This window comes from Bacillus sp. ISL-78 (assembly GCF_018613455.1).
GTDB classification, from domain to species: domain Bacteria; phylum Bacillota; class Bacilli; order Bacillales; family DSM-1321; genus Peribacillus; species Peribacillus frigoritolerans.
In genome coordinates this window covers 246,836-260,436 of the sequence record NZ_JAGGQC010000004.1, presented here as the reverse complement: position 1 = coordinate 260,436, position 13,601 = coordinate 246,836, and the positions used below count along the sequence as shown (strand labels likewise).

15 protein-coding genes and 3 pseudogenes are annotated in these 13,601 nt (G+C 41.7%); 2 read left to right on the top strand and 16 right to left on the bottom strand.

The window, feature by feature from the left end; genetic code table 11:
• Positions 1-3 precede the first annotated feature (3 nt).
• Positions 4-1,515 (bottom strand): flagellar hook-associated protein 2, encoded by a 1,512-nt coding sequence (locus tag J7I96_RS06805; RefSeq protein ID WP_214922696.1) that lies wholly within the window; start codon positions 1,513-1,515, stop codon positions 4-6.
• Positions 1,516-1,529: 14 nt separating this feature from the next.
• Positions 1,530-1,889: a flagellar protein FlaG gene (flaG, locus tag J7I96_RS06800; RefSeq protein WP_214922698.1), complete on the bottom strand. Its 360-nt coding sequence runs from the start codon at positions 1,887-1,889 to the stop codon at positions 1,530-1,532.
• Between the two features lie 175 nt (positions 1,890-2,064).
• On the opposite strand from flaG, the gene J7I96_RS06795 reads away from it, so the two are divergent.
• On the top strand, positions 2,065-2,907 hold the full coding sequence (locus J7I96_RS06795) for a DNA endonuclease (protein WP_214922700.1): 843 nt from the start codon (positions 2,065-2,067) through the stop codon (positions 2,905-2,907).
• A 492-nt stretch (positions 2,908-3,399) separates the two neighbouring features.
• Here J7I96_RS06795 and J7I96_RS06790 read toward each other — a convergent pair whose 3' ends face one another.
• The 14 genes and pseudogenes from J7I96_RS06790 to J7I96_RS28370 all read right to left on the bottom strand — a co-directional run.
• A complete protein-coding gene (locus tag J7I96_RS06790) occupies positions 3,400-3,501 on the bottom strand; it encodes a flagellin (protein WP_309599050.1) in 102 nt (33 codons plus the stop codon).
• 372 nt (positions 3,502-3,873) lie between these two features.
• A pseudogene (locus J7I96_RS28985) lies at positions 3,874-4,041 on the bottom strand (flagellin); the annotation flags it as partial.
• A 618-nt stretch (positions 4,042-4,659) separates the two neighbouring features.
• Positions 4,660-5,019: pseudogene (locus J7I96_RS28980) on the bottom strand (flagellin N-terminal helical domain-containing protein); the annotation flags it as partial.
• A 139-nt stretch (positions 5,020-5,158) separates the two neighbouring features.
• The gene (gene csrA / locus J7I96_RS06780) at positions 5,159-5,392 is read right to left on the bottom strand and encodes a carbon storage regulator CsrA (RefSeq protein ID WP_063595761.1); all 234 of its coding nucleotides are present in this window, start codon (positions 5,390-5,392) and stop codon (positions 5,159-5,161) included.
• Positions 5,392-5,835, bottom strand: a complete 444-nt coding sequence (gene fliW / locus J7I96_RS06775; RefSeq protein ID WP_214922704.1) for a flagellar assembly protein FliW — start codon at positions 5,833-5,835, stop codon at positions 5,392-5,394. Before fliW ends, csrA begins: the two co-directional genes overlap by 1 nt.
• 8 nt (positions 5,836-5,843) lie before the next feature.
• Positions 5,844-6,422, bottom strand: coding sequence for a DUF6470 family protein (locus tag J7I96_RS06770; RefSeq protein WP_214922706.1), 579 nt, complete (start codon positions 6,420-6,422; stop codon positions 5,844-5,846).
• Positions 6,423-6,466: 44 nt separating this feature from the next.
• Positions 6,467-7,345: a flagellar hook-associated protein FlgL gene (flgL, locus tag J7I96_RS06765; protein WP_214922708.1), complete on the bottom strand. Its 879-nt coding sequence runs from the start codon at positions 7,343-7,345 to the stop codon at positions 6,467-6,469.
• Positions 7,346-7,360: 15 nt separating this feature from the next.
• Positions 7,361-8,920, bottom strand: a complete 1,560-nt coding sequence (gene flgK, locus J7I96_RS06760; RefSeq protein WP_214772972.1) for a flagellar hook-associated protein FlgK — start codon at positions 8,918-8,920, stop codon at positions 7,361-7,363.
• Between the two features lie 30 nt (positions 8,921-8,950).
• Complete coding sequence (locus tag J7I96_RS06755) at positions 8,951-9,439, bottom strand: flagellar protein FlgN (protein ID WP_214922710.1); 489 nt, start codon at positions 9,437-9,439, stop codon at positions 8,951-8,953.
• A gap of 80 nt (positions 9,440-9,519) precedes the next feature.
• Entirely contained in the window at positions 9,520-9,783 is a 264-nt protein-coding gene (gene flgM, locus J7I96_RS06750; RefSeq protein WP_063595755.1) for a flagellar biosynthesis anti-sigma factor FlgM, read from the bottom strand.
• Positions 9,784-10,009: 226 nt separating this feature from the next.
• Positions 10,010-10,423, bottom strand: coding sequence for a TIGR03826 family flagellar region protein (locus J7I96_RS06745; protein ID WP_214922712.1), 414 nt, complete (start codon positions 10,421-10,423; stop codon positions 10,010-10,012).
• Positions 10,424-10,522: 99 nt separating this feature from the next.
• Complete coding sequence (locus J7I96_RS06740; protein WP_214772969.1) at positions 10,523-11,215, bottom strand: ComFC family protein; 693 nt, start codon at positions 11,213-11,215, stop codon at positions 10,523-10,525.
• On the bottom strand, positions 11,208-11,708 hold the full coding sequence (locus tag J7I96_RS28375) for a helicase-related protein (protein WP_285289446.1): 501 nt from the start codon (positions 11,706-11,708) through the stop codon (positions 11,208-11,210). The genes J7I96_RS06740 and J7I96_RS28375 overlap by 8 nt, the downstream gene beginning before the upstream one ends.
• A gap of 87 nt (positions 11,709-11,795) precedes the next feature.
• Positions 11,796-12,155: pseudogene (locus tag J7I96_RS28370) on the bottom strand (DEAD/DEAH box helicase); the annotation flags it as partial.
• Between the two features lie 232 nt (positions 12,156-12,387).
• Between J7I96_RS28370 and J7I96_RS06730 the strand changes: the two are divergent.
• Positions 12,388-13,233, top strand: coding sequence for a helix-turn-helix domain-containing protein (locus tag J7I96_RS06730; protein ID WP_214922714.1), 846 nt, complete (start codon positions 12,388-12,390; stop codon positions 13,231-13,233).
• Positions 13,234-13,601: the final 368 nt, after the last annotated feature.

Genomic DNA, 13,601 nt, shown 5'->3' with positions numbered 1-13,601 from the left:
ACCTTAACTAAAATAAGAAGCTAACGATGCACTTTGACTGTTTGCCTTTTGAATCGCTTTTTCCATCGCCGTGAACTGGTTGTAATAGCGAGATTCCAATTTCGTTAACTTGGCTTCAAATGTTGAAATCTTCTTATCCAGCCCATCAACCATTTTTCCGATTGTAAAATTGTTATTAACATATCCGGCCTTCCCGGCTTTTTCAGTAATAACCTTCATGGATGATTCTATATCATCCCTTAACCGGCGTGCGAGTCCTTTCTCGCTCTTTTCCGCCCCATTGGCCATGAACATATCATAAATCGCATTGGGATCCTCACTAATGGCTGCCCGGAGCTTGTCCTCATCAATCGTTAATTTACCGCCTTCCAAATAATTCTTGGTGGTGGTGATTCCCAAACTGCTGAGATTGTTTTTTCCAGTGATTCCATCCACCGATGTGTATAGGGAGGACCTCATCGTGGTCAGGAGACTTTTTAATGTCGAATCGCTTTTTAATGTTCCACTCTTCGCCTTCTCTTCCCACAGCTTCACTTCATCCTCTGTCATTGCCTTCTTTTGCTCCGTGGTAAGCGGGGTAAATGAGCGATATTTCGCTTCCCCCGTTTTATCTTGAACCTTTTTAATGATTTCATTGTATTTATTCACAAACTGAGTGATCGTATCCAGGATGGCATCGACATCAGCTGTTGATGAGAATGTGACGGTATCCGCCGTTTTTTGCTTCACCGTTATTTCCGCTCCATTAATCTGAAACGTATTCGAAGGCCGGGAAATGTCCAGGCCATTATAAGTAATCGATGCATTTTCCCCTATCGTGCCGCCAGCCCCTTCATTGTTACTGCTCATTTTAAGCACATTGAAGAAATCTCCGGTACCCCCTAACTCAATTTCAGGCCGATCTTTTACATCACCTGTGTTTTTAGCAGTGATGGAAAATTTCTGTGACGTTTCATCGAAAAACAGAGTCACTCCCGAGTTAGCATTAATTTTATTTATGACACTCTCTAACGTATCGTCCGCATTAAGGGTAAGCGTGTACGGTTTTTCCACTGTTGCTCCATCTTTTACTTCCGTATCAAAACCGCCATCCTTATTGATGGCCAGGATCGTAATATCCTGCGGTGTCGTGATTCCTAATTCCGCTAATTTCTTTTTGGGGTCGGTAACAGCTGTTTTTTCCGTACTTGTCATGGTTGCTGCCTTGGCAAGTCCATTCACTTTTATATTCCCGGAAAAATCACTGGTCGAATTCACATTTTTCACCGAGACAGCATCTGGATTCGATAGCGTCACCTTCTTTTTAATGAAGGAAGACTGCTTTCCGATTCCATCACGAATGAGCGTGTCCAATTCTGATAAAGCTGTATTCATCGAACGGTAATCATCACGCTGCCACTCGGAATACTGCTTTTTCTGTGTCAGTTTATCCAACGGCACCCGTTCCGCCTGCATCATGCTCTTAACTAATTCATCAATGTCCATCCCGCTTGCTAAACCACTGATTCGTACCAAAATTGATCACCCGCTTATATTTTTTCATCCACCATTATGCCGACAAATTCCGTCATTGCCGCATAGAAGTCCAATAACTTCTTCGGGGGAATTTCCCTGATCGTCTCATCCGTTACATCATCCACTACCTTGACATAGTACTCATTCAGCTTCTCATGATATTCAAAACGTACGGCCGTATGTGTCGGATTCAGGAAGGTGTTCAAACTATCAACCGCTTCCCGCACCTTTTCTTTTGAAGGCTGATTGGATTCCACACTTTGTTCAGAATAGGCAACTGTATTGATTTCTCTTTGATAGTAAGAACTAATTCCCTCTGAGATGGCTGTTCTAAGTTGTGAGGAAAGAATATTCGTGGACAAACTCTCCAGCATTTAAAAAGCCCCCAATATGATCTCTTTACTTTTTATATCGGTTCTGAAATGGAACTTTACAGTGTATTGCAAAGGATTTATCATATATAGAGAACAAACATTCGCTATTGTAGGGGATAACATTATAAAATGGGATTAAGAAGATACGCTTACACTCTTATATAAGGAGGTTTTCATGATCGATCTTACTGATATCCAGAAAAATATATTATATGCCAGCATTATAAGTGACGGTGAAATAACGAAAATTTATAAAAATAGCAGGAGAAAGAACAATAGCTATCGGGAACACTACGGCACATCTCAGGAAGCTTATCGAAAATGGAAAATTTCATTTTTTGATGGATTATTATATATCACTCCCGCAAGTCAATGTGTCCGTTCCGCTTCTTTAGAATTATTTACGGATTTATTCCCACACTTTTACAGTAATGATGGCACTAAACATCTCCCTTTCACATTACTGAAAAATTGCACTTTACCACATTTCCTAACTATTCTATACATGGATGATGGCTCTTTAAGCATCTCATATAGGGTAAATCATAATAAAAAAATTATATACCTCACACCGCATATATACCTTTACCTTCAATGCTATCCTAAAGACGAATTAGAGAAACTAAAGGAACATAGATTTACCACATATCATTTATCCTTAAAGCTTAGTGCTCGTAAGGATGGATATGGATATATTCTAAAAACTACTTCTGTTAAAGAAACTTTTCGTTTCCTCGAACTAATCGAACCTGTAGCAAAAACTTGTTCATCTATGTTATATAAAACCTCTTGGGAATTCCGAAATCAAAAAGAAATACTCAGATGGAAATCTAAGTATCCTGATTACACGATTCTTACCAGCAGTTCAGATCGCTCTAAACCCTATTCTCCAGATGAAATTAAATTACTAAGACAACTTAAAGAAAATGGTTATACCACAAATGAAATTGCAAAAATGCTAAAAAGAAGTTATTGGTCCGTTACTCACAAATGGCAAGAAATTAAAAAACTAACCTAACGCTATCTCGTGATAGTATTTCGGAGCTAGATAATAATGTTTATCTGATAGAGTCCTTATATTTTTCTATAAAAAAGAGACCCTAGCAAAACTAGAGTCTCTTTCAAGTAATCTAAAATTAACGAAGAAGTTGTAAAACACCTTGTGGTTGTTGGTTCGCTTGCTTTGCGACTATGTCTTTCGAGCATAGAACAGACTATATCTTCACCCTTATCTTATAAGGGGCTGGGCACTTCGAATGGCTACCGCCACCCTACGGATTTCATTGCCATAGCTTTCGCCTTAGACTGTATATCCTAGTCGTTGAACCTTCTCCAGAGTTTCCTCAAAGGAGCTTGGCTGCTGATTATCCATTATGTCATCTCCATCATTTTCAGACCATCACGCTTACCGTTTCCAGTTACGTTGTGGTTGATGCAGCTTTAGGAAGTTCCAGCAATTCACCCAGTTATACTCTAGTTCGTTACCAAACTAGACGCCCTTCTAAATCCATTATCTCAAGAGTTGTAAAACTCCCTGAGGCATTTGATTCGATTGAGCCAACATTGCTTGTGCTGCTTGAGAAAGAATAGAGTTCTTAGTTTGGTTCATCATTTCTTTCGCCATCGTGCGAACATTTACTTTCATAAATGACTAGACTATATCTTCACCCTCAACATGATTTGTTAGGGGTCGGGCACTTCGGATACACAATGCTGATGACCATTGTTTCACCTATGGATTTCATCATCATAGCTCTCGCCTTAGATGGTCTATCCTAGTCGTTGAACCTTCTCCATTCTTTCGAAACAGGAGCTTGGCTGCTGATTGCCCAATCTTTTCTTTTTTCAAACCATCACGCTTGTCGTTTCCAACTACGTTGTGGCAAGAAAAGCTATAAGGAGTTTCCAGCAATTCACCCGATTATGATCTCTAGCCGTTACCAGCTAGGACGACTGTGCATGTTGCTGTTTTTTAAGCAGCTAAAGCATAATCTACGTCACGGATACGAGATTCCGCAGCAGTTAGGTTTTCTGAAGATGTACCCAAGTTATTGATTGTGTGCTCTAGACGATTTTGATGCGCACCTAGTTTAGCACGTTCAGCTGATACTGATTCTAAAGCATCATTTATCTTTGTAATAGCATTGTTGGCAGATTTTTGCGAAGACACATCAATGCCACCAATATTTATTGTTAAATCCTTCGTTGTAGCTGCATCTAGGTCTAAAACAGTATTACCCTTAGCATCCTTAAATGTTTTGTTATCGGTCGAAGAAGCAACAATATTTCCATCTCTATCTTTTAAGGTTTTAGCAGCGTTATCCACTGTGTAATCACCAGCTTGAAGGGTTGTACTAATTGATGCCTCACCATCTGCTTTCGTTCCTCCTGCGGAAATAGTCACTCTACCACTATCTACAACTTGCTCAAAAACGATAGTATCATTTTTTTCTCCTGTATTTGCTGTAAATGTCTTTCCGTCAGTACCTTTTGCAACTACATTTCCATCAACGTCCAATAATTCATAATTTGCACCATTTTTGGATACCTCATATGTACCATCTGTGAAATCAACCGTTCCATTCTTAGTTACAGTTGCAGATTGGGAGACCCTAGCATCCCCAACTACTCCAAGTTGAGACCCTCTCATATCATTAATACCTAAGTCAATATTTTGATTTGAATTCGCACCAATTTGGAATTTACCGTTAAATGAGCCATCTAATAAATTCTTTGTATTAAATTCAGTTGTTTCACCAATGCGCGTAATTTCCTTAGCTAATTGGTCTACCTCTTTTTGAATCTCACCACGGTCGCTTACAGTATTTGTATCGTTTCCAGCTTGAACAGCAAGTTCACGCATACGTTGAAGAATGTCATGAGTTTCATTAAGAGCACCCTCAGCCGTTTGAATTAAAGAAATACCATCTTGAGCGTTACGAGAAGCTTGATCTAGTCCACGAATCTGTCCACGCATTTTTTCAGAAATTGCAAGACCTGCTGCGTCATCCCCAGCACGGTTGATGCGCATGCCTGAAGCTAATTTCTCCATTGACTTCCCTTGAGCATTTGTAGCACTACCTAACTGACGGTGCGTGTTAAGAGCTGTGATATTGTGATTGATGATCATTTTTTGTTTCCTCCTTGAGTTTTAAGTTCCCACGTCCATGTGGTTGTTTACGATGGGCAGTGAATAAGTCGGCCGCCTACTTCACTGCCCTTCGTTGTATACTTAATATCGACCTGCATGGAAACATATTTAGCGGATTTTACGATTTTTTCTTGAAATACTCATTTATGCCTTCCAGAAAATTGGTTTCTGTTTTGGAGGCTTTTCTATTTTCCTGCTGAATGGACAGATAGATTTCCTTCCTATGGATGTCGACGTTTTTCGGGGCATTGATGCCGAGTTTGATCTGATCCCCTTCAATGGACAGGATCGTAATTTCGATATCATCGCCAATCATGATCGCTTCATTCGGTTTTCTTGTCAATACGAGCATCATTCCCCCCCCTGTTCTGCTGGAGGTTCAAACAGTCTGTGCTTTGTACGGTATTCACTAGCGTTCATGATAAATTGCTTTCCTACTTTTTTTGGCCCATTTATGATGATGGGAGCCTGGAGATTCGCCGTCGTTTCATTGAAAGGTTCCTGAATCGTCAAGATGACGAAAGTAATGACTTCCCGTTCCGTTTCTATTTGTAACGAAGATAACACCTCATCCGTAAGCTTCACTTCGTAATCATGAAACACTTCAAAAGGATCTGTCACGATGAAGGCAAGTTCTTTTGTTTCTATCGATTGCAGAACGAAAAAGGGTGTGTCATCCAAAGCTAACAAGCAAAACTTTTTTTCTTCTAAAAATCCCGGTATCCCGCTTTCAAATACATAAATCTCTTTCTCTGCCAATTCGATTTCGCCATGAAATTTTGTTTGTAGAATCATCTATGTTTTCACTTCCCTATCTCATCCGGATATAAATTGATGAAATCTATATCCAGCGCATTTTTTTGTAGAATTTCGACATCCGCACTGCCTGGTGTGTATGTATGGGTCGGCCTATTGATTTGAGCATCAATGATCGGTTTTTGGGCGGTTGCTTCAATCTTCACTTGGGCCGGCTGGTAGTCAAGCTTCACACTGAAATGAGAGGGAATCCAGCCGAGATTGAATCGCTTCTCCGGCCCTTTGCTGTTTGTCTTGGCCTGATCAGCGAGTGGGTTACCGCCTTTTTCAATATGCCTCAACTCCGTCCCCTGCTGGGCACGTCTTGCCATACCAGCCAGCCAATCCTGATATCCCTGCTGCGCAAATTCATCGACTCTTACTGAGAGGCTTTTCAAATCCATGTCTTCCCTTGCTTGTGACTGATCGATCGTCAGCTTGCCCGGAGTTGTTTGAATCTCCATGATTGCATGCGGCTGTTCGATTGATTGGACCGCTGCCTTCTGTTCGATTTGCTGTACAGGCTGCTCTATATTCAATCCAATTTTCATTGGGGTGGTTTGCAATCTAATTTGTGGAATTTGCATCATCAACACTCCTTATAGAAAAAAGCTATCCATTTAAGAATAGCTTAACGAAGAAAATCCAATAAACTCGGCTGCATGATTTTTGCGCCGATACTTAATGCCGCACTATGGACACTTTCCTGGGTCGTCAAATCCATGATCGCCTTTTCGATATCGACATCCTCATTTTTCGAAAGGATTTCAGTGGCAAAAACCTCCTGCTGCTTGAGACGGTCCGTCATCAGCTCAATCCGATTTTGCCTTGCGCCAACCTGTGCCTGCATGCCTAAAAACGTATTTATCGTTGCGTCAAGTCCTTCCAGTGTGCCGCTCACGTCACCGCCGTTTTCCAGTGCTTCGATTGTTTTGTCGATGCTTCCGCCGGCAGCAAGTGCATCCCCAAAAATCTTGGAACCGTCCGTATTGATTTTAAGGGAAATCCCGGAAAACACTTCAAGGCTTATGTCGCCTGTGCCATACACCGTATTTCCATTCCCATCTTTAACGGAAGATGGCCTCACATTCGTATCCTGACCGTTGAAAATATATTTCCCGCCTATTTGTGTGTCACCAAGAGTTATGAGATGTTCTTTTAATTGCTTGATTTCTTCTGTAATGGTTTTCAGTTGTTCCCCTTCATACGTGCCATTGCTGCCTTGAATGGTTAATTCCCGAATCCGCTGCATGGCGGAAACACTTTCCGAAATGGCATCATCCGTGCTGTCAATCCAATTGGTCGCCTCGGCAATGTTACTTTGATACTGCCCTATTTGATTGAGGTTTGTCCTGTACCCCATGCCCATCATGGCCGCAACTGGGTTATCGGATGGCTTGGAGAACTTCTTTTGAGAGGAAACCTGTTCTTGCAGCTTGGACATCTTTTCGTAACTGCTGCTTAAATTGCTCAGCATATTATTGGTTAGCATCGATTGCGTTACCCGCATATTCGTCTCCTCCTATCATCGGCCTACTGTACCCATTCCGTTTATGATTTTGTCGAGCATTTCATCCATCATCGTCATCATTCTTGCAGATGCGTTGTATGCCTGCTGGAATTTGATCATGTCGGTCATTTCTTCATCAAGGGATACGGAACTGACCGACTCCCTATTTTGATTGACTGAAGCAGCAAGGACGACAGAGTTGGAAAGGTTCTTTTGGGCGCTTTGGGAATCCACACCAAGCTTTCCGATGATACCCGAATAATAGGTGTCGAAGCTTCCCGTCAATTCATCGGAGTTTTGGTCTTTAGTCGAGTACTCACTGAACGCTTTCTTTTTAAGGTCAGCCAGGAGTTTGGCATTTTCATTATCCCCGGATGCCCCTCCGCTTTTACCGCCTGCGGCAATTTTTGTGGGATCCTTCACGATTTCACCATTCACCTTGATGCTTTGGGCGGCACTCTTACCAGTTTCAAGTTCAAAGAAGTTCAAAGTTGAAGTGTTGCCATCACCTAAGGAATACCCTTGTTTATGGATCGCATTGAACTCATTCACGAAAGCCGCCGTCATATTATCGAGCTTTTTCAGCATATCAGGATAAGCGCCGCCGGTCGTGCCATCAGCCTTCTTATAGCCGAAGCTTTTGATCAAGCCGGACAGTTCCCCCGAGAAATTGTAATCCGTCAGTGTTTTCGAACCGAACTTCAATCCGTCCACCATACCTGTCGTTTTATCATGGCTAACTTCAACTTTCGAAGTTCCCACCATCCCGGTTTGGTTAACACTGACTAGATTGATGGGCGGCACAAAAGACGAACCGTCCTCTTGCATCAACTCGATATTGTATAGACCTGTGGCCACATCGCTGGCTCTGCCGTAATCCGTCGGAATGACGTTATTCACTTTAATGCTGACAAGCTGTGAAAGATTGTCCACGAGCACATCACGTTTATCATAAAGGTCATTGGGGATATAGCCATGCGGCTCCACTTTGCTGATCTGTTGGTTAAGCTGATCAATACTGCTGATGAGCGTATTGATTTCGTTCGCTTTGACGTTTATCTGATTGCCGATATCCGTTTGAACGTTCGTTAGCGAGTTATAGTAGTAGTTTAGGGTATCCGCGACCATGACGCCCGTCGAGGCAACGACTTCACGCGCCCCGGAGTTTTCCGTATTCGCCGTCAGCCCCTGCAGCGAATTCCAGAACTTCTCCATCGTGGCGGCCAATCCGCTGTCGGTCGGTTCGTTCATGACGCCTTCCATTTTCGTAAGGGATTCGCTCATGGCCCCGTAATAACCGATTTTATTACTTTGTGTCCTGTATTGTGCGTCCAGGAAACTGTCGCGGATCCGTTGAACCGTTTCAGCTGCCACCCCTGTCCCGATTTGGCCGGCAACGCGCGGGCTATTCAAACCGACAGTAGGAAAGCCCGACGTCTGGATCAGATTGACCCGCTGCCTTGAATATCCTAATGTATTGGCATTGGCCACATTATTTCCTGTTGTATACAAGGCCCCTTGAGAGGTGGATAACCCGCGTTTGGCGGTCTCAAGACCCATAAAGGTTGAAATCATTTGCTCGCACCTCCATCTTTTTTCTGCTTTTTATGCTTTGGAATCAAACATTCCCATGCCGATTTTCGTCGTTTTCCCAACCGAATCCCCATAATTCAGGTTCTGGTGCTGAGGTCTCAGCATATCCAAAGAGACATTGATGAATTGAAGGGACTGATAGATCAATTGTTGATTTAAACCGTTCCGCTCCTTCAGCTTTGCCACTTCATCGATCAATGCCGCCTTTAGCATTTGAAGGACTTCCGTTTCTTCTGGTCCTGTCAGTTCCGTCACGGTATGGATGGAGGCAGGCTGTCCCGCCGTTCCATTGGCTCCAAGAAATTCCTCGACTGCCCTTTCTCTTTCCTTATCCGCCTGACTGATCGCTTTAATATGCTTTTGTTCCGAAATCAGCAGGGCACTAATCGCCTCGGTATCATTCGCTTTCAAAATGGCCGTTTTTCTTATCGCCAATTGATTGAAGCTTTTATGAAGCTTGATCAATTTTTCAAGCGATCCGATGATGTTCCGTGCAGTCATTTCGCTGCCTCCTCCGCTCATAAATGAAGGACGGAAACTGGCTCCGTCCACTTCATTCAAGCTTCTTTTTCATGGAATATTCATTTCCGGTAAAAATCGATGAGACCCTTAGCCGTTGCTTGTGCATTCAATTTATAATTTCCTTTTTCAACCTGGATTTTCAGTTCATCCACTTTTGCTTGTCTTGCAGCAAGAATCGGAGATGATTGCTGCATTTCTTTTGCCGCTGAAGAAATTTCAACTTTATCCGAGGATTTCACCTTGGATTCTTTGATATTCCCCGTTTTATTGGCTTGAAGATTATAAGGGTTAACACCTGTCATACCGACGTTATTGATTTTCATATTCCAGATCCTCTCCTTCGGTCGATTTTATAAATCCCATTATGTTTCGATTCCTTAACACATGAAAATGGCTCTGGACTGTGTTATTCTCCCTATCGTTATTATCGACAAGGAACGGATTTCTTTAATTGTTTGCTGTAATCTTTCCTTCGACACCCATTGTCGAATATTGTTCTCAATATCGAATATTTTAACAAAAACGACATCATGTTACCATGATTTATCTTTATTGATCATCCTTCATGTAGTACGTATTTTTTTTATCATTTCCTTGAATTTCAGTCAGGCGCTTTTCCTCATTTTCAAACGCCTGCAAATCCGTACGCAGTGAATCGCTGCATTTGCCGCATAGCCGTCCGCTATTGATGTTGGCGCCACACTTTTCACATGGAATTCCGAGATTGGGAAACTGCGAAATTCTCAGCTTTCCTGTTCTCACAAATTTAATAATTAACGTTTCTTCAACGCCGGTTTCCTTAACCACCTGCATCATGGACGCCGTTCTATTTATTTTCTTGCGAATATAAGCATACACTTTATCATATTGGGCTTCTTCTTCTTTATAACAGGCATCACACACATCACGGAATTTCGTCATAACGAATAACGAATTACAGCTTGGACAGTTGAATACTTCCATTGAGGCCCCTCCTTCACCATCACAGCGATTATTCTTCAGTACTGTATATATCGAATAATCCCGGCGATACTTTAGGAAGTTTTATTAAAATAAGCTTTTTCACCTAGCCAGGGTGATCGATGATACTTCTTTGGCCCCAGCCATTATCAATGCCTTTGCTGCATGCCTGAGAGTTGTGCCTGTCGTGTAAATGTCATCGATGATCAAAATGGATTTATGCTCCAGCAAATCTGATTGCATGACCTGAAAAACCTGCGGTAATGACATTCTCTCTTGACGTGATTTTTTTGATTGTTTTTCGGTATGGATTCTTGTCAAGATCTCAACCGTCTGAAGTCCAACTAGATCTGCCAAAGCCTGTCCCTGGTTGAATCCCCGCTCCTTAAGCCGTTCATGACTAAGCGGGATGACCGTTACCAGGTCAAATTCCATGTCCTTTAACCTTTCTTTCAAAAAAGGGACGAAAACCTCAGCTAATGCATAATCACCCCGGTACTTATATTTAGCAATCATGTCTTTTAAGTATTCATTATAGTGAAATAGCGATATGTTCTTCGTCAAATAGCCGCTCCATTCGCTATTTCTTTCCCATCTTGAACAATCGAGACAGAGGTCACCGGTCATATGATCCCTTCCCAGCTCCCTTGAGCACATTGAACATGTTTCTCCTGTTATCTTATTAAGTTTCCCCTCACATCCTTCACAGATTACCCTTGCCTCGGCCTGCTTAAGCAGGCTCCTCCATGTCAAAGCTTGCTTCATTCCTTCATCACAAACTAGACATCTATTCATCCAGCAGCCCCCTTTTCATGGCATTTTTATTCATCATTTGTATATGGTGGACCGCCTTGGCCATCGATTCACTTTTACCGTAATGAAAAAAGGTGACTGTCCCGGAAGGGTTCGCAAAGCTTCTCCCTACCCTGCCGGCTATCTGAACGAGAGCACTATCAGAAAACACTTCATGTTCAGCACCGATCACGGCCACTTCCAGCCGCTCGATTGTAACGCCCCGTTCAAGGATGGTCGTGGTCAGTAATCCCGGAACGAGTCCATTCCTTAAGGCCATTACTTTTTCCTTTCGATCAGGGTGCCTGGAGTGGACAATCGATAATTCAGGAGACAGCCTTTGAAACAGCGGAAGGACTTGCTCCATCACTCTGATGCTTGGAAAAAACAATAGGAAGGGGATATTCTGGTTAAGTCGTTCACTTACCCATGCGTTGATTTTGGAGGGAATCCTTTGTTGAAGAAATAGTTTTTGCCAATTGCCGCTCCACTTCATTTCAGGGACGGGGATAGGCTGGCGATGATAACGGGCCGGGATTATGAAGGCTTTCAATTTGCCGCTTCGGTATAGCCGCTGCATGCTCTTCGAAGGTGTGGCGCTCAAGTAGATGGTTGCCGCGGATACCTTTTTCGATTTATTAACCGCATAATGCAGCGAATCATCCATTGAGTAGGGAAACGCATCGACTTCATCAACGATGATGACATCGAAAGCTTCAATAAAACGGAAAAGCTGATGGGTCGTGGAAACGGTCAGTGGCGAAAAACCATGCCGATCTTCACTGCCGGCATGGAGGGTCGTGACTTCAATGGCAGGAAAAGCTTTTTTTAACCTTGGGGAGAGTTCGAGAACGACATCGGTACGCGGTGTTGCCAAACAAATCCTTTTCCCGGCAAGCAAGGCTGCCTCAATTGCTGGAAATAACACTTCCGTCTTCCCTGCCCCGCAGGTAGCCCGTTCTGAATACTAAAAAAATGCAAACCAAAAAAAAAGAAGAGCACAACGTGTTCAGAAAGTGCTGGTAACACTTTCTAAACCATTCGCCTAACTAGACTAGGCAAACTCCTGCTGTACCCTTCATTTGCATTTTATTACAGATGCAGAAGGTTAGCAATGGTTTGTCTTGATTCAAGCGAACCGTTGCTTTTCCTATTTAAAAGGGAGCAGATTTAGTATGAAGAAACGTATTGATGTAATAGCTAATGAAGAAGCATATAACAATTTATCATCGTTCACGGATATTGAAGAATTAAATAAAACGGTACGAGTATTCAGAGACATTATTCGTGTGGATATTAAGCGTTCTGATGTACAAACCAGACTTATTGCATTGTTGGAGCTTTTGAAGCGTCACAGCTGCAAGCAAATCGGTGTGAGCTATATGTGTAAGAATACAATTGCAAATAAGCTTGAAGTATCTTATAAAACTGTTCAACGTTTAATGAAGAAACTTGAAGACCTTGGCATGATCCGCCAGGTGCCTATGAAGAGAAAAAAGGATATGATGCAAACAGCCAATGCCATCATTATTCAACCTGTGAAAGATGAAATGACCGGCAAGCCCCCTGTGAATAAGACCAAGAAGTGTCCTGCCATTAAAACAACTACTGTTTTCTTAAAACAAAATATTAAAAACAATAAACGTAAAGCCGTGGCTCAATTCTCTCATGTGGATAATTCTCTAGAAAACTCTTTAAAACAAGCAAATTTTGTTGCTCATTGGGTTCCTGATGTATTCAGTAACCTAGTAGGTTCATTCTACGAAAATGCTGAAACTATACAGGAATTCTGGAAGGTTATTAAACAATGTAATAGAGTGGTTGATTATTCTACTAACAAAAGAGCATTCACTAGGGGACAAGAAATAGCGATCGGTACCAAAGCGTTCAAGGAATTTGCTATGAAGGTTAAGAGTGGAGTTAACATGCATAAAGGACAGTTTGCTTACTTTAATGGAATTGTGAACAAGCTTATGACTAACCTTTACTTTGATCCTGGATTTATTGACAACCTTAACTGATTTCAGAAAAGTTTTTTACTTGCCATGGATATTCTTTAGCTATAAATCAACTTTCTTTTTCTCCCTAGATTAGTTGTAAAGATACAGAGCATAAGTATTGTATTTTTTTAGGTCTAGCAAAATGTGTGAATAAGTATCAATCTTAAATCACGCTCTTTTGTATTGTCTTTTTTATTGGTAAAAATCCCATGAGCTAGACACTAAATGTAAGCAAAGCTTTTTTTAAAAATTTTCTTGTTGTATTATTATAAATTAATATTTTATTCGAAGACGATGTAACAGTTGTGACGAATAAATAAAAAAGGCGAACTTTTCAGTTCACCTTTTCAATCTATTTTTTCTTCTTTAATTTTCTACTAACTGTTTTT